The sequence below is a fragment of the Sorangiineae bacterium MSr11954 genome (assembly GCA_037157815.1).
Classification (GTDB): domain Bacteria; phylum Myxococcota_A; class Polyangia; order Polyangiales; family Polyangiaceae; genus Pendulispora; species Pendulispora albinea.
Genome location: CP089984.1, coordinates 8,080,168 through 8,097,590 on the forward strand (window position 1 = coordinate 8,080,168; position 17,423 = coordinate 8,097,590).

General features: G+C 66.3%; 11 protein-coding genes. 10 read left to right on the forward strand and 1 reads right to left on the reverse strand.

The features are described from left to right. Positions 1-10 precede the first annotated feature (10 nt). Both LZC94_31290 and LZC94_31295 read left to right on the forward strand, forming a co-directional pair. On the forward strand, positions 11-2,842 hold the full coding sequence (locus tag LZC94_31290) for a cation-translocating P-type ATPase (protein WXB12321.1): 2,832 nt from the start codon (positions 11-13) through the stop codon (positions 2,840-2,842). Further along, positions 2,839-4,911, forward strand: coding sequence for a hypothetical protein (locus tag LZC94_31295; protein ID WXB12322.1), 2,073 nt, complete (start codon positions 2,839-2,841; stop codon positions 4,909-4,911). Before LZC94_31290 ends, LZC94_31295 begins: the two co-directional genes overlap by 4 nt. Positions 4,912-4,941: 30 nt before the next feature. Here LZC94_31295 and LZC94_31300 read toward each other — a convergent pair whose 3' ends face one another. Beyond that, positions 4,942-6,456: a serine/threonine protein kinase gene (locus LZC94_31300; GenBank protein ID WXB12323.1), complete on the reverse strand. Its 1,515-nt coding sequence runs from the start codon at positions 6,454-6,456 to the stop codon at positions 4,942-4,944. 415 nt (positions 6,457-6,871) lie between these two features. Here LZC94_31300 and LZC94_31305 point away from each other — a divergent pair, with 415 nt between their 5' ends. The 8 genes from LZC94_31305 to mreC all read left to right on the forward strand — a co-directional run bounded on the left by LZC94_31305 (position 6,872) and on the right by mreC (position 17,422). Further along, entirely contained in the window at positions 6,872-8,359 is a 1,488-nt protein-coding gene (locus LZC94_31305) for an ABC transporter permease (GenBank protein WXB12324.1), read from the forward strand. A 21-nt stretch (positions 8,360-8,380) separates the two neighbouring features. Further along, positions 8,381-9,961, forward strand: a complete 1,581-nt coding sequence (locus tag LZC94_31310; protein ID WXB12325.1) for an ABC transporter permease — start codon at positions 8,381-8,383, stop codon at positions 9,959-9,961. A gap of 110 nt (positions 9,962-10,071) precedes the next feature. Continuing rightward, the gene (locus LZC94_31315; GenBank protein WXB12326.1) at positions 10,072-12,045 is read left to right on the forward strand and encodes a GAF domain-containing protein; all 1,974 of its coding nucleotides are present in this window, start codon (positions 10,072-10,074) and stop codon (positions 12,043-12,045) included. Between the two features lie 12 nt (positions 12,046-12,057). Further along, positions 12,058-13,686, forward strand: a complete 1,629-nt coding sequence (locus LZC94_31320) for a HAMP domain-containing histidine kinase (GenBank protein ID WXB12327.1) — start codon at positions 12,058-12,060, stop codon at positions 13,684-13,686. A gap of 197 nt (positions 13,687-13,883) precedes the next feature. Further along, positions 13,884-14,777, forward strand: a complete 894-nt coding sequence (locus LZC94_31325; protein ID WXB12328.1) for a hypothetical protein — start codon at positions 13,884-13,886, stop codon at positions 14,775-14,777. Positions 14,778-15,152: 375 nt separating this feature from the next. Then, positions 15,153-15,314: a 50S ribosomal protein L33 gene (rpmG, locus tag LZC94_31330; GenBank protein WXB12329.1), complete on the forward strand. Its 162-nt coding sequence runs from the start codon at positions 15,153-15,155 to the stop codon at positions 15,312-15,314. Between the two features lie 26 nt (positions 15,315-15,340). Continuing rightward, positions 15,341-16,375 (forward strand): rod shape-determining protein, encoded by a 1,035-nt coding sequence (locus LZC94_31335; protein WXB12330.1) that lies wholly within the window; start codon positions 15,341-15,343, stop codon positions 16,373-16,375. 159 nt (positions 16,376-16,534) lie between these two features. Beyond that, positions 16,535-17,422, forward strand: coding sequence for a rod shape-determining protein MreC (gene mreC, locus LZC94_31340; GenBank protein ID WXB12331.1), 888 nt, complete (start codon positions 16,535-16,537; stop codon positions 17,420-17,422). Position 17,423: the final 1 nt, after the last annotated feature.

Sequence of the window (17,423 nt, forward strand, 5' to 3'; positions counted from 1 at the left end):
AGGTGAGTGCGTGAGCGTCATTGCGGGAACCGACGAACCGGTCGAGAAGGTCCTCCAGCGTCTCAAGTCGGACCCCGCGCGGGGCCTCACCGACGCCGAGGCCCAGTCACGCCTCGCGCGCGACGGGCGAAACGAGCTTCCGCCGCCGCCCAAGCCGAGCGCGCTGAAGCGCTTCTTCAATCAGTTCGCCAACCCCATCGTACTCACCTTGTTGGTCGCGGCGGTCATCGCCCTGATCAACGGCGCCACGCAGGATACGAGCGGCCCCTTTTTGGTGCGCTTCGGCGACGCCATCGCCATCTTCCTCATCGTCGCGCTCAACGCCGTCCTCGGCTACTACCAGGAGCAACGCGCCGAGGCCGCGCTCGATGCGCTGCAAAAGATGCAGACCCCCTCGGCCCGCGTGCGCCGCGACGACAAGGTGGTCGTCCTCAACGCCGTGGAGCTGGTCGCCGGCGACATTCTGGAGATCGAAGCCGGCGACGCGGTGCCGGCCGACGCGCGGCTCTTGCAGACCATCAATTTGGCCACCGAGGAGTCGGCGCTCACCGGGGAGTCGGTCCCCGTGGGCAAGGACGCGCGCGGGCAAGTGCCGGCCGACGCCCCGCTGGGCGATCGCGCGAACATGCTCTTCGTGGGCTCCAACGTGGTGCGCGGCAAAGGGCGCGCGCTGGTGGTGGCGACCGGGACGCGCACCGAGCTCGGAAAGCTGTCGGAGCTGATTCGCGGCGCGGGCGGCGATCGGGTCACCCCGCTCGAGCAAAAGCTCGACGAGTTCGGCAAGCGCATCCTCCTGACGTGCCTCGGGCTCTCGGTGCTCCTCTTCGCGCGCGGCATGTGGAAGGGCGATCGCAGCTGGCACGAGCTGCTCCTCGAGGCCGTGAGCCTGGCGGTCGCCGCCATCCCCGAGGGCTTGCCGGCCATCACCACCATCACCCTCGCCCTCGGCATGCAGCGCATGGCCAAGCGCGGCGCCATCGTGCGCAAGCTTGCCGCGGTCGAGACCTTGGGCGCGGCCACCGTCATCTGCTCGGACAAGACCGGCACCTTGACGCAGAACGAGATGACGGTCACCCGCATCCACTGCGGCCGCCGCTCCTACGAAGTCACCGGCGTCGGCTACGATCCGCGCGGCAGCATCGTGGGCGACTCGGGCGACATCGTCGACACGCCGGGCAAGCCGCTGCGGCACTTGTTGCAAATCGTTGCACTCTGCAACAATGCGGAGCTCGACATCGACGACAACGGGAAATGGTGCGCCATCGGCGATCCCACCGAGGCCGCGCTGCTCACGCTCTCGGCCAAGGGCGGGCTCCCCAAAGAGTCGGTCCTGCCGACGCACCAGCTCTTGAAGGAGCTGCCGTTCGACAGCGATCGTAAGCGCATGACCATCCTCACCCTCGACGCCAAGGGGCGCGAGGTGGTGCACACCAAGGGCAGCGCCGACGTGCTGCTCCCGCTGTGCACGTACTTCGAGGACGAAGACGGCATCCGCGAGATGACCGCCGCCGATCGCGAGAACATCGAGCGGGAGCTCGGGCGTATGAGCGAGCAGCAGCTGCGCGTGCTGGCGGTGGCGCGGCGCATTTTGGGCAAGCGCCCGGACTCCAGCCCCGTGTCCGGCCCCTCGTTCGTGGATTCGATGCCGGCCATCCTGCCCCACCCCATCGAGCTGGAGGAGAGCCTCACCTTCGTGGGGTTGGTGGGCATGATCGACCCGCCGCGCCCGGGGGTGAAAGAGGCGGTGGCGGCGTGCGCGCGGGCGCAGGTGCGCGCGGTGATGATCACGGGCGATCACAAGCTGACGGCCATCGCCATCGCGCGCGAGCTGGGCCTGTGGGACGAGGGCGCGCTCGCGCTGACGGGCGCGGAGCTGGAGAAGCTCTCGCCGGAGGAGCTCGAGAAGCGCGTGGAGCACGTGCGCGTGTTCGCGCGGGTCACGGCGGAGCAGAAGCTCCGGATCGTGCGCGCGTTCAAGAACTTGGGGCACGTGGTGGCGATGACGGGCGACGGCGTGAACGACGCGCCGGCGCTGCGCGAGGCGCACATCGGGGTGGCGATGGGGAAGAACGGGACCGACGTCGCGCGCCAGGCGGCCGACATGGTCATCGCCGACGACAACTTCGCCACCATCGTGGAGGCCGTGCGCGAGGGCCGGGCGATCTACCGGAACATCCAGAAGTTCATCTTCTTCTTGTTGTCGGCCAACGCGGGTCTCCTGGTGACCGTGTTCGTGGCCTCGTTCCTCGACGTGCCGCCGCTCACGCCGCTCATGATCCTCTGGATCAACTTGGTGACCAACGGGCTGCCCGCGCTGGCGCTGGGCGTCGATCCGCCCGATCCCACGCAGATGAACGAGCCGCCGCGCAAGACCAACACCGGCCTTTTGCGCACGCGCGAGTACGTGGGCATCGTGTTCGTGGGTCTATGGATGGGAGGGGCGGCACTCCTCACGTACTTCTGGCCTTGGAACCATGGCATCGGCGGCGCGGCGCGCGTGGAGGAGCGCGCGGCGGCCTTTACCTTGCTCGCTTTGAGCCCGCTCCTGCACGCGCTGAGCTGCCGCTCGGCCACCGCATCCATCGCCGCGCTGAAGCCGAAGGTCTCGGTGCCGCTCGCCCTGGCCATCGTGCTGAGCGCGGCGATTCACTCGGTCGCCGTGTTCGTGCCGGCGCTCCGTCCGGTGTTCCGCACGTACCTGATGACGGGCGCCGAGTGGCTGATCTTGTTCCTTCTTTCGGCGTCGATCGTGCCGGGGGTGGAGTTGATGAAGCTCGTTCAACGTGGGGGCGTGGGGGGGCGGACGTTGGGGCCGATTTCACGAAGGAGCACGGAGTCGTGAGGGCGCTGAAAAAGTCGGCCGTCGCCCCCGGTTCCGCCCTCGCGCTCGCGTTCGTCGTGGGGTGTGGCGGGGCCGCGAAGGAGGCGAAGACGCCCGCGGGCGAGGGCGGCGCGAATGGGGATATGTCGATCGGCGATGCGGCCGTGCGGCAGGGCGGCATGTTTTCGTCGAACGACATCGAGAGCGCGCCGGCGCTGGCGAGCGCCCTCGAGGCGATGCGGGTGGAGAAGAAGGTCAAGCTCGACGGCACCCTCGGCGAGTGGCCCGCGCGCACGCCGGCGACCACCGTGGTGCACGGCTCCATGGGCGAGCTCTCGTTCCAGGGCGCGGTGCAGTACGACGAGCAATATTTGTATATTGCAGGCGAAACGAACGACCCGAAGCTCGCCGCCGGCAAGGATCACGCGGCGCTCACCCTGGCCATCCCGGGGCCGGGCGGAACTTTGTTGCCGCACGTGATCGATTTTCACGCGGGCAAACCGGGAGAGACGCAAGGGCGCGTTCTCTTTGGCTCGGGGCCGAAGAAGGGCGAGACGGTGGCGGGCGCCAAGATCGTCGAGGCGCCGCTCAAGCCTGCGGGCTACAGCTTCGAGGCGGCGGTACCGTGGGCCGCGTTCCCCGAGGCGCGCACGATCCGCGTGGGGCTCCGCGGGGTGCTCTCGTACCATGACCAAGGGGGCGCATCGACCACCGTGGTGGCGACCGGCCCGGGCGACGCCGAGCATGTGACGGCCCTCCCCTCGCTGCCCACGGAGCCCGAGCAGGCGCTCATCGCGGGGTTGCTCAAGCCGCGCGGCCTCGCGTCGCGCGGGCCCTCCATCGACATTTATGCCGACATCGACGGCGATCCGCAGAAGGAGCGCATCTCCGTGTTCGGGCACTTCCTCACCATCGTGGGCCAGGGCTACCGCGGCGGAAAGGAGTTCTTCTTCCGCGATCTCGGCGCGCGCTCCGTCGTGCAGCTTCAAACGCGCGACGTCACGGGCGAGGGCAAAGACGATCTCCTGGTGCGCTCGCGCTTCGAGCAGGGCGGCGTGGTGCACGATTGGTTCGAGATCTGGCAGATCGCGCCCAGCGGGGAGCCGATCTCCATCTTCGGCCACGAGATCGAGGTGTCGCGCGGCGCGAGCAAGGTCGTGAGCAGCGTGCACCTGCACGACAAAGAGGTCGAGATTGCCGTGGAGGGCGCCTCCGGCTGGGACGCGGCGAGCTACCGCGAGACCCGGCAGAACGAGGTCGAGCCGCTGCTGCTCCCCTGGGGCGCGGTGCGCGCGCGAACCTACCGCTTCGAGGGCGGAAAGTTCGTGCGCAAGGCGGAGATCGCGCAGAAGCCGCAAGCGCCTTCGGCCACGACCACCACCACGACGGCCGCGCGCGAGACGCCGGCGCCCGCGCAGCCGCCGCGCGCCATGGAGCCCGCAGCGCAAAGGCCTGCGCCCGACACGGGGGCGTCCTTGCTCGAGCAGTTCCGGCGCGATCACCAGGTGCCGCCGGACGTGCAGCCCAAGGCGGATCTCACGGCCAACGTGGCCGAGGACGCGCGCCCGGAGCGGATCGTGCTCTTGGGCAACGACATCGTCGTCTTCGGCCCCGGCTTCAAAGGCGGCGCGCAGTACGCGTACCTCTCGCTCCCGCAGTTTGCGAGCCCCGGCACCGTCAAGGAGCTGCTCGCGCGCGACTTGAACGGCGACGGCGCGGCCGACTTGATCGTCCGCGGCACCCGCGTGATCGCGCCGCGCCAAGGTGCTCTGCCCGAAGCCGTCAGCGAGGCCATCTTCATCTACGAGCTGCGCGACGGGAGGATCGGCCGCATCTTCGCCATCGAGACGGCGCGCGAGCAGGGCCCGGGCCGCGTTCAAACCACCTTCCAATTTTTGCCGGCCAAGTCGGGCCGGGGCCTCGACTTCGAGGTGCGCCCGGGCAAAGCCGTGGGCTGGACGGCCAAGACGTACCCGTGGCCCAACGAGCAGCCCGGCGCCATCGAGCCGCTCCTTCTTCCGTGGGGCACGGCGACCAGCGCACGCTACACGTGGAACGCCGCGTCCCTTCGCTTCGAGGCCGCCAAGTAGCGCCGCCGCTTCTTACTTCTTACGCGCCCTCTACTTCTTACGCCAGGGATCGCCGAGAACGTCGGAGGGCCGCCCGCTCACCGTGGCGCTGGCCGCGGGCACGACGGGTCGCTTGATGGGGGCGATCGCGGGCTGCGACGACACCGGTTTCGGCGGCGGCGTTTGCTCCTCGGGGGGCAGCGGTTTCAGCTCCACGATCACCTTCTCGGTCGTACCGTCCAACGTCACTTGTTGCGTGATGTAGTTCACGTGGCTCACCTCCACGGTCACGCTCGTTCCCTCGGGCATCTTCACGATGGGCTGCGGCCCCAAATCCACGCCGTCGCGGGAGACGTGCGCGCCGAGGGGCTGCGTGATCACCACCACCGAGCGATCCGTGGGCGCGGCCACCACGTTATCGACCGGGCGCCGCATCTCCGCGCCGCCCTCCATGCGCCGAACGATGAGGACGATGATCACGGTGAGCAGCACCGTGGTCACCAGCGCCACGCCAATGAAGAGCGGCAGGCGCGAGGGCGGCACCACCGCGGGGATGGGGGTCGCGCCGGCCGCGAGCGGCGGTGGGACCGACGAGCCAAAGTAGTCGGGCGTGCTCTGGAAGGTCTCGGCCCCGGTGTTCAAGTCGGCCACCGCGCGCGGGTAGCCCTTCTTTTCGAGCACGTCGAGATCGATGACCAGCTCGTCCATCGTTTGGTAACGAGCCTCGCTCCGCTTGGCGAGGAGCTTGAGGATCACCGCGTCGAGCCCCGGCAAGAAGTCGGGCACCAAGGTCGTGAGGGGGACGGGCGCGCGGTACATGTGCTGCGTCAGGATCCCCATGAAGTTGTCGGCGTCGAACGGCACCTTGCCGTAAGCGAGCTCGTAGAGGATGATCCCGAGCGCGTACACGTCGGTGCGCGCGTCGACCGGCTCCCCCGCCGCCTGCTCGGGCGACATGTAATGCGGTGTTCCGAATACCGTCCCCGCGCGCGTCAGCCGCGACGCTTCGCCGCCGACCTTGGCGATGCCGAAGTCGAGAATCTTCACGAAGTCGGCATTCCCGCCGCGCGTGATCAAGAACACGTTGTCGGGCTTCAAGTCGCGATGAACGATGCCTGCTTTGTGCGCGGCCGAGAGCCCTTGCGCCATTTGCCGCGCGATGTGGACCAGGCGCGACGCCGTCATCGTGCCCTGTTGTTTCAAGGCTTCGGCGAGGCTGATCCCGTCCAGATACTCCATGACGATATAGGCCGCGCCATCGGGCAAGGTCCCGAAGTCGGCAATATCGATGATGTGCGGATTGCCAATCGTCGATGCGGCGCGCGCCTCTTGCAAAAAGCGCTCGACGATCTCGCCGTCGCGCGCCACGTCGCCGCGCAGGATCTTCAGCGCCACCTTCTTGTCGATGACCTTGTGGCGTCCACGGTAGACGACGCCCATGCCCCCTTCGCCGATCACCCGCTCCACGAAATAGCGGCCATCGACGGTCTTTCCGACGTAGGGATCCACGCGCTTGGAGGGTGCGCCCGAACCGACGGCTACATCGCCCCCCTCCGCGACCGCCAAGGTTGGTCCACCACTAAGTCTGCCCGGATGATCCATGAGAGAGCGGCCCTTCAGGCCCTCCAAATCATAGTGAACTCCCCCTACAAGAGCCCCCCAATTTTTTATGTCCCACCATGACTCCTCAACTCTTCCTCCACCCCACCAAACTCTTCCTCCCAAGTCACGAAAATTCCCTTTGTACCGTCCAAGTACCCGCTGACCCTCGGTTCAAGGCCCACTTTTCCAAGGAACCGTCTTCTTTCCAAAGTTTCGGCTTTTTTTTCCGAGGGGCCCTCCCCCCGAGCATGGCAAAGGGCGGCGCACCGCGTATTTGTGCCTGCGGCCGGTAACGTCAATCGTAGCCGCGCGCCCGCAGCCTGAAGCCACGAAGGGCTTCGCGCCAAGGGGGAAACGCGAGTAAAGAGCAAACACCTCGATGGGCTACCCCTTTTCCCTCGCCCTCCGCTACATGGGCGCCAAGAAACGAGCCTCCGTTTCGGCAGGCACCGCCTTTGCCATCGTCGGCGTCATGCTGGGCGTGGCGGCGCTCTCCATCGTCATGAGCGTCACCGGCGGGTTTCAGGAGCAGTTCCGCGAGAAGGTCCTCGGGGTCAACGCCCATGTCCTCGTGCTCAAATATGGGGATTTTCGCGAGTACCGCGAGGTGATGAAGAAGCTCGAGCACGTCAAAGGTGTGACTGGGATTGGTCCCTTCACCATCCATTCCATGATGGTCACCCATGGCACCCGCACGGCCACCGGCACCCAGCTCAAAGGGGTCGACCCCGAGGCGATGCCCAAGATCCTCGATCTTCCGAAGCACATCACCGCCGGAGGGCTCGCCGGCCTCCGCCGCGAGGGCGCAAAACCCCCGGAGCGAAGGGTCGACAGCATCTTCCGCAGCGGCTCCCCGTCGGCCCGCCCGGTCCCATCGGTCCCCGGCGCCCCCGCCTCTCCTCCTAAAGTCGCGATCCCATCGTTCGAGCCGCCCGCCCCCGTGGCCGACGACGTCCCCCCCGCGCAGGACGTGACCCCCAAGGGCGGCTACACGAGCCAGCTCCCGACCGACGACGTCCTACCCGACGAGTACGATCCCGACCCCTGCAGGAGCCCCGAGCAAGTGAAACGGCTTCCGGGCGTGGTCATTGGCAAGACGCTGGCCAAGCAGCTCGACGTCGGGCTCGGCGACTGCGTCAGCGTCACCTCGCCTGCTGTGGGCATGTCCGTTGCGGGGATGCGGCCGGCGCTGGCCAAACAGTTCCGGGTGGTGGCGCTGTTCGAGGCGGGCTTCGATCAGTACGACTCCAAGTTCGTTTACACCGATCTCTACGAGGCCCAGGCCTTCTTCGACCAGGGCGACAGCGTGAGCGGCATCGAGATGAAGGTCGATGACATCGAGCACTCGGCCGCCATCGCCAAGGAGATCGAAGCGCTGCTCGCGAGCAACGTCTACCGGACCATGGACTGGATGGATCTGAACCACGGCCTCTTCACCGCGCTGTTCATTCAGCAGATCGCCATGAGCGTGGTGCTGGGGCTGATCATCGTGGTGGCCGCCTTTACGGTCATCGCCACCATCGTCATGGTGGTCTTGGACAAGCAGAAGGAAATCGCGCTCCTCAAGGCCATCGGCGCCCGCAACGACGCGATCTTGCGCGTCTTCCTCTATCAAGGCGGCATCATTGGCGTGGTGGGCACCGCGTTCGGGCTCCTGCTCGGCTACGGCGGCTGCAAAGCGCTGGCCGCGTATGGGTTTCCGCTCGATCCCAAGGTTTACTTCATCTCCAAGGTCCCCGTTTTGATCCGGCCGAACGAGTTCATCGTCACGGGCGCGTTCGCCATCGTCATTTGCCTGGTGGCCACCCTCTTTCCTGCGCTGTACGCGGCGCGACTTCGCCCTGCGGACGGGCTTCGCGCCGAGTAAAGGACGAAGTAGAAGACGACCATGGGTTATCCCCTCTCCCTCGCCATCCGCTACATGGGCGCCAAAAAGCGCGCCTCCATCTCGGCCGGCACCGCGTTCGCCATCCTGGGCGTCATGCTGGGCGTGGCGGCGCTCTCCATCGTGATGAGCGTGACGGGCGGGTTCAAGGACCAGTTTCGCGAGAAGGTCCTCGGGGTAAACGCCCACGTGCTGGTGCTCAAGTACTCGTCGGACTTTCGCGAGTACCGCGAGGTGATGGCCAAGGTCGAGCACGTGAAAGGGGTGACCGGGGTCGGGCCCTTCATCATCAATCCGATGATGGTCACGCACGGCGAGCGCACGGCCACGGGGGTTTTGCTCAAAGGAGTCGACCCCGAGCTGATGCCCAAGGTGCTGGATCTGCCCAAGTACATCACGGCGGGGAGCCTCGAGGGTCTGCGGAGGGAGGGCGCGGCGCCCCCCGAGCGCCGGGTGGATTCGTTCTTTCGCGATCCTGCGCCGCCAAAGGGCGGCTCGGCGGATCCCAGCGCGGGGGTGGGCGGTCCGAAGAAGCCGTTCCTCGACGCGATCCGCGACGAGATCGCGAAGGACGAGGAGCGCGCGGCCGCCGGGATCACCGAGCCAAGCGGCGAGCCGCGCGAACGGGGGGCAGACGCCCGCCCCCGAATCACCGACGAGCCGCCCATGGTGGGCCGCGACCTGACCCCGGAAGGTGGGTACAAGAGCGAGCTCCCCGATGGCGACGTTCTACCCGACGAGTACGATCCCGATCCGTGCAAGAGCCCCGAGCAGATCAAGCGGCTCCCGGGGGTGGTCATGGGCCAGACCTTGGCCAAGCAGCTGGGCGTGAGCCTGGGGGATTGCATCAACATTACGTCGCCGACCATCGGCGTGGCGCTCGGGAGCTCCACCATCCGGCCGGCGGTCGCCAAGCAGTTCCGCGTCATCGCGCTGTTCGAGGCGGGCTTCGATCAGTACGACTCCAAGCTGGTGTACACGGATCTCTTCGAGGCGCAGTCCTTCTACGATCAAGGCGACAGCGTCACCGGGATCGAGATGAAGGTCGATGACATCGATCAATCGGGCGCCATTTCGAAGGAGATCGAGAAGCTGCTCGCCAACAGCGTCTACCGCACCATGGATTGGATGGACCTCAATCATGGCCTCTTCACGGCGCTGCTCATTCAGCAGATCGTGATGAGCCTCGTTTTGGCGATGATCATCGTGGTCGCGGCCTTCACCGTGATCGCCACCATCATCATGGTGGTCCTCGACAAGAAGAAGGAAATCGCGCTCCTCAAGGCCATCGGCGCGCGCAACGGAGCCATTTTGCGCGTGTTCTTGTACCAGGGCAGCATCATCGGTCTCGTTGGGACCTCCTTGGGGCTCGTCCTCGGGTACGGAGGCTGCAGAGCCCTCGCGGCCTACGGATTTCCGCTGGACCCTAAGGTCTACTTCATCTCCCGCGTCCCTGTTTTGATCCGTCCGACCGAATTCATCATCACCGGATTGACGGCCATCGCCATCTGCCTGCTCGCCACCCTCTTCCCGGCACTGTATGCGGCGCGACTTCGTCCAGCGGACGGGCTCCGCGCCGAATGAAAGAGCCTCGATGCACCCCAGCCGGGAGCTTGCGTTGACCGTCCTCGCCACAAAAAGCTACTCTCACCCCTCCGGTTGTGCCCCGGATGGTTACCTACCTTGAGCCGATCATGCGCTTTTTTGTCCACGTGACGCCGATCGGGAAAGTCGACACGCAGTCCTATTGCGTGGAGGCGGATTCCTGGCAAAAGGCGCTGCAAAGTGCGCGCACCCTTCGAAAAGAAGAAGCCCCCATCAGTGGATTCTCCATCGAGCTCACCGACGATGGAGGCTGCCGCGCCGTCGATCCGGCGGCACGCCTTCGCTATGTGGTGAAAAAAGCGCCCGACACGGCGATGCTCTCGGTTCCATCGGAGACCATCGCTACCTTGAGCGCGTCGCCCTCGAACGCGAAATCGAGCGTCGCCTCGGGTGATGTCGCTCGCAACAACGCTGGGGCGCGAACCATCCCATACGGTACGACAGGTGCTGTTGCCGTGCGAACTGAACCCGGATTGTCCCATCACCAAATGCCGCTGCCGACGCAAACCAACGCCGTGAACCACGCCGATGGCGAGCCTCAGGTTCTCTATCGCCGCGAGCAGGAGCCCACGGAAGAATCGCCGCTGCTCTATCGGGAAGACGTGTACGTCATGCCCGAGGGGACGACCGAGGCGCAGGCCGAAAAATACCTGCGGGCGCAATTTTTGACCATCAAAGCCGTCCTCGCGAGCTCCAAGCCGGGCAAGTACGTGAACCTGGCGGTCTTCGATCGCGCCTTCGAGGGCCGGCCCACCGCCGCGCCGCTCGCGACCCTGAGCTGGAAAGATTGGAAGGGGCAAGAGCCGACCGTGCTCTATCCGCGCCGCACGAGCACCCGGCCTGCTGCGCTCACTGCCCCCACTGCGCCCGCTGCACCCATGGCGTCCGCGTCAGGTCCGTCGGCTTCTTCTGCCGCGACGTCGCGAGGAAGCGATAGCGGCGTGCTGGTGGCACCCGTCGTCAGCGTCGCCGCGGGCGGGCGCACATCGGCTCCGCCCTCGGCGCCACCGCCCGGGATCGCGGCGCTCGGCGAAGCGCTGCGCCGCGCATCGCAGCCGCCTCCACCACCGTCACCGGCGCCATCGGCGGCCACCGTCGTCGCCGCCGCATCGGTTTCGGCCGCCGCCGCGGCATCCGCGCCCCTATCCGCGGCCGCACCCGCGGCGCCCCCGGCACCCGCGCCGTTTGCCGTATCGCCATCCGCGGCGCCCAACGCGGGAACCCCCGCGGCCGCCGCGCCGATTTCCGTGCCGCCCGCAGCCGCTGTGCCAGCCGTCGCCGTCACGCCTGTTCCGGGCCCAGGCCCAGCGCCGGCGCCGATCGCGATGGCTCCCGAGCCGGTGTTTCCGCCCCCCGTGGCGAGGGTGCTCACCCCCGAACCAAGGGCGGTCCCCACCGAGGTCGCGGTTCTGACACCTCCGCCTGCGCCATCGGCGCCGAACCTCACGCCCAGCGACTCCCGCATTTCGCGTCCGCCCACATCGAGGCCCTCGCGCCCCTCGCTCACGGGGCAGCGCGGACGCGTGCGCGGCGACGAGCTGATCGCCGTCCTCTTCGAGGCGATGCACGATCTGCACTTCTCGCGCGACACCTTGGAGGCCTCGGAGTTTTGCCTCCAGCTGGTGCTCGAGAACATCCCATCGCGGGCCGCGTTCGCGCACTTTTACGACATCGACAAGCGCGAGTACGTGATTGTGGCCGCGGTGGGCGCGGGCACCTCGCAGATGATCCTCCGCCACCATCCGCCCACCGATCCGCTGCTTTCGGCGGCCATGCGAAAGCGCACGGCCATGGTCATCCCCGAGGCCGCAGGAAATATGGATACGTTGGTGGAGCGCTTCGAGCAGCTCGGTGGCGCCAAGAGCGTCATCGTGACCCCCGTCATGCTGGGAGGGCGCGCGCTCGCCGCCATCGAAATCGTGAACCCCACCGACGGGGTGCCCTACAACGAGGCGGAGGGCAACGCCATGACCTACGTGGGCGAACAGTTCGCCGAGTACGTCTCCTCGCACGGATTGGTGCTCGACACGGAACGCATTCGGCAACGGCGCGATCGGCAGTAGTATTACGCCACTGTGGCAGGAACCGTTTCCCACGACGCGCAGGGCCGGCGCAAGCGACTCGTGAGCTTCGTGCTGCTCCCGGCGGTGCTCATCGCCGTCGGGGTGCTGGCGTATTTCACCTTTCGCAGCACATTGCAGATCGAAAACCTCCGTCAGCAATCGGTCCTCGAGGCCACCCTGGGCCTCGCGACCGAGAAGGCCGACCGCCTCGACAAACGCATCATCGAGCAGGACAACGTCATCAGCGCCATCGCCGATCCGGCGCAGCTCCTCGAGCTCACCGATCGCTGGATACCGACCGCCCAGCGCGAGACGCCCACCGTCCGCGCGGTGCTCGTCCTCGACGAAGAGCGCGACGTCCTCGCCTTTGCGTCGCGCGCCACCAGCGCGTGGTCGGACGAGGAGACGTTTCGCCGTTTGGTCGTGCAGCGCATGATGAACGATATGGATATGGGCGCGCAGCCGCCCGAGCAGCTCCGGCATTTGCACCGCGTGTACGGCGGACAGAGCTACCTCGTGAGCTATTGGCAGCGCCTTTACCGCGGCCACCGCTACACCGTCGTGGCCTGGCACGACATCGGGCGCATCGTGAAATACGTGCTGCCCAATTTGTACACGGAGGCGCCGGCCGCCGCCGCCAGCCGCGTCAACGTGGTCGACGAAGAAGGGCGCATCATTTTCGGCCCGCCGCTGCGCAGCAGCCCCTTCACGGTCGGCGTGCGCTTTCCCACGACGCTCTACAATTGGCGCCTGCAGGTCTCGCCCTCCGCCAGCGAGAAATATGCGACCACCATCGCCGATCGGCGCTTGCTCGAGCTGGGCATGGTGCTCCTCTCGTGCGTGGTCATCGTCGCGGGTGTGGCCACCATCCTGGTCGCCGCCGAGAAAGAGCGGCGCATCTCCTCGCTCAAGAGCGAGTTCGTCGCCAATGTGAGCCACGAGCTGAAAACGCCGCTGTCGCTCATCCGCATGTTTGGCGAGATGCTCCAATCGGGCCGGGTGGCGAGCGACGAAAAGCGCGACGAATACTTGAAGATCATCGTCGACGAGAGCGAGCGCCTCTCGAATTTGATCGAGAACGTGCTCGACTTCGCGCGGGTCGAGCGAGGCCGCGACGCGTACGATTTCGCCGAGGGCGACGTGGCGGAAGCCGTCACCCGCGCGGCGGCCATCTACCGGCATCGCGCGGAAAAAGAGGGGGTCGAGCTCGTCGTCGACGTGGAGAGGCCGCTGCCGGCGCCGCGCATCGATGAGCGCGCCATTCAACTGGCCGTCATCAACTTGATCGACAACGCCCTGAAGTATGCCTACCACGGCAAATCGGTGCACGTTCGAGCCGGACGCGAAGGCCGCCACAACGTGATTCGCGTCGTCGATCGAGGGCCCGGCGTGCCCCCCGAGGATCGCGAGCGCATCTTCGAACGATTCGTTCGCGGCGCAATTTCCGCGTCGGCGTCCCCTTCCGAGGGGGGGTTGTCCCGTTCACCTCCCCGTGGAAGCGGAATCGGCCTGGCCCTGGTCAAACACATCGCCGAAAGCCACGGGGGCAACGCTTGGGTGGAGCCCAGCGAAGCGCGTCCGCACGCCGCAGTGTCCCAAGAGGCCCCAGGTTCCACCTTTCTCTTGACCATTCCGGCGTGATTTCCTGTATGGATTCCACCATCCGAACCCCTGGCCGCGGCGGTTGGAAAAATAGAGCTGCGGTGAGGAGCCCCCGGGCGCGTCCGACCGAACACACCCTTTTTTTACCCATGAACGTGTTGACCTAATGTGGGCGCGAGATATCGTCATTTGTGAAGCCACTATTTTGGGAGTGGGAGGTCCGTCTTTTTTGAGTCATGCCGAATGAAGAAGCGAAGCTGTTCGTGGCGGGGTTGCCCGACAGCATTTCAGAAGACGTTTTGAAGCAAATCTTCGAAGCGACCGGCGGCACCGTCGTCAACGTCAGCCTGCCAAAGGACCGGCAGTCAGGTAGACCTCGCGGTTTCGGCTTCGTCACACTCTCAACACCTGGGGAGGCCCAGAACGCGCGCGATGCGCTCGACGGATCGATTCAGGCGGGAAAGTCAATCTCGGTACGTCCGTTCCAAGCCGAACCTCCTCGTCGCGGTGAAGGTGGCGGCATGGGCGCAGGACCCAACAGCAGCGGACCGCGCAGCGGACCGCGTGCGGGTGGACCAGGGGGCGGGGCGGCACCGGACCGAACTCTGTACGTCGGAAATCTTCCCTACGATTGCACGCAAGCCGAAATCGAGACGCTCATCAACGGCGTGATCAACGGCCAGGGCGAAGTCCTGCGCGTGCATCTCCCCACCGATCCGGATGGCCGCAAGCGCGGCTTCGGCTTCGTCACCATGGCGAGCGCAGAGACCGCAAAGACCGCGGCCGACGCACTCAAGACGGCCGACCTTCGCGGTCGCCGCTTGGTTGTCAACCTCGCACATCCCAAGGGCGAACGCCCCGCACGTCCGGAAGGCGGCGGTGGCGGAGGCTACATGGGCGGCGGTGGCGGCTTCGGCGGTGGTGGTGGCGGTGGCTATGGCGGCTTCAACCCGGCAGCCAGCTTCGGCGGCGGCGCGGGCGGCCCTCCGCCCCCCGCACGCAAAACCTTCGACGAGCGTCGCAAGAAGCACGGCGGTCCGTCGCACAACGAAGACGGTCCCCGCAAGCGCCGCTTCGAGCGCGACGATCGCGGCCGCGACGACGACTGGACCAAGGGCGACGACGACTAGTCGCTCACCGACGTTCGAACGAATCGACCGCCAGGATGCGCACGCAACGCCCCTGGCGGTTGGTTCATTTGTCGGAAAATCCACCGCCAGGACGCGTATGCAACGGCCTTTGGCGGCTGGTCCACTTGCCGGAGGATCAACCGCCAGGACGCGAGGATCGCCAAGTTTTTTGCGGGGTTTTGACCCGAATTTCGTTTGCGACCCTGGCGCCCTTGCGGTTGATTTCGTTCATCGAAGGAAGCGTCGTCCGCGTGCACACCCGAGGTGTGCACCTGTACGCACCTCTCTCTCGCTTGACTTGCACCAAAGGGGGCGTATTGTGCGCCGCCTCTCCCCACGGGTCCGACCGAGTCTCGGTCAAGATATAGAAAAGCCATGCGCGATATCATCAAGATGACCTGCGGCAACTGCAGCCGCGCCAACTACACCACCACGAAGAACAAGCGGACCATGTCCGAGAAGTTCGAGATCAAGAAGTTCTGCCCCGTGTGCCGGAAGCACTATCCGCACAAAGAGGGGAAGATCTCGAAGGGCTGATCGCCACTTCGAGATAGCGACGCGAGATGATCTTCGACTGGCTCCACGGCCTGTTTTCGAACGACCTCGCGATCGATCTTGGTACCGCGAACACCCTTATCTACGTCAAAGGCAAGGGCATCGTATCGTGTGAACCGTCGGTCGTGGCGGTTCAGCGCGATGCGCGGGGAGGCAACAAAGTTCTCGCGGTCGGACGCGAGGCGAAGGAGATGCTCGGCCGCACGCCGGGCAATATCCGCGCTGTGCGTCCGCTTCGCGATGGCGTCATCGCGGACTTCGAGATCACCGAGGCGATGCTTCGGTACTTCATCGCGCGGGCCCACAACCGGCGCACCTTGGTCAAGCCCCGCATCATCATCTGCGTCCCCTTCGGCATCACCGAGGTCGAGAAGCGCGCGGTGAAGGAGAGCGCGGAGAGCGCCGGTGCCCGCGAGGTGTATCTGATCGAAGAGCCCATGGCCGCGGCCATCGGCGCCGGGCTTCCCATCACCGAGCCCAGTGGAAACATGGTAGTCGACATCGGTGGAGGCACCACCGAGGTCGCGGTCATCTCCCTGGCCGGCATCGTCTACTCGCAGAGCGTGCGCGTGGGCGGCGACAAGATGGACGAGGCCATCAGCGCGTATTTGAAGCGCAAGTACAACTTGGCCATCGGCGAGCAGACGGCCGAGCGCATCAAGATGCAGGTGGGCAACGCCTACCCTCTCGATACGCAGCTCACCACCGAGGTCAAAGGGCGCGACTTGGTCGCCGGCGTTCCCAAGACGGTCATCGTCAACTCCGACGAGATCCGGGAGGCGCTCACGGAGCCGACCAACGCCATCGTCGAAGCCGTGCTCCTCGCGCTGGAGAAGACCCCGCCGGAGCTCGCGGCCGACATCGTCGACAAAGGCATCGTGCTCACGGGCGGCGGCGCCCTGCTCCAGAACCTCGACGTGCTGTTGCGCGAGGAAACCGGCCTCCCCGTCATGGTTTGCGACGACCCGATCAGCGCGGTCGTGCTCGGCAGTGGCAAGACGCTCGATCACATGGAGCTCTTGAAAGAAGTCACCATCGGGTGACGATGGCTCTCCGCGCAGATCGCGCGGATCCAGGTCAATCCAGGGAAGAGATGAGGCTGGTGCGGCGTTCTTTGGAGCCTCCTGGGCCCTTTGGCCGGGGTGGCACCTTGATTTAAGATGGTGCACCTCGTGCACCTGATTTAGGAAGGGACGGAGTCGATGTCCCCGGCCATCAAACGCTACCGCGATATTGCCATCGTCGTCGTTCTGTTGACGGTGCCGTTCTTTTTCCTCCGCTCCAACATGAAGCGGCCGGAAAACCTGAACGCGATGGATCGCATCATCCTGCACATCAGCGCCCCCATCGAGTATGGCGCGGCCACGCTCTCGCGCGGCATCTCCCACGTGGTGGGCGACTACGTGTACCTGGTCGACGTCAAAGCGGACCAAGACCGGCTCCAGTACGAGAACGCGCGATTGCGCGAGCAGGTGCAGAAGCTCGCGGCGCAGCAGGTCGAGAACCAGGAGCTCCGGCGCCTCTTGCAGCTGCGCGAGACCACGCCGGCCGACACGGTGAGCGCGCTGGTCGTCGCCAAGGACTTCACGGAGTTTTTTCGGGTGACGCGCGTGGTGCTCGACCGCGGATCGCGCGACATCCGCCCGCACCAACCCGTCATCTCGCCCGACGGCGTGGTGGGCGCCGTGCTGCACGTGGCCGGCGACGCCATCGACGTGCAGCTCGCGGTCGACGCCGCCTTCGGCATCGACGTGGAGGACGAGCGCACCCACGCCCGCGGCTTCGTGCGCGGCACCGGAGACCAATCGCGCTACGCGTGCAAGGTCGAGATGGTCGACGCGCGCGACGAGGTCCAAGTGGGCGATTTGATGGTCACCAGCGGCAAGGGCAAATGGTTCCCGCGCGGCATCCCCGTCGCCAAGGTGACCAAGGTGACCAAGCGCGAGCTCGGCCGCGACCAAGAGGTGGAGGCGCTCCCCACCGTCAATTTTTCGCGCCTCGACACGGTCCTCATCCTGGTCACGCCGCCCGCGGAGGAGACCTCGATCGACCTCCCCTCACGCAGCGCTTCGTCGCCCCAGAGGAAATAGC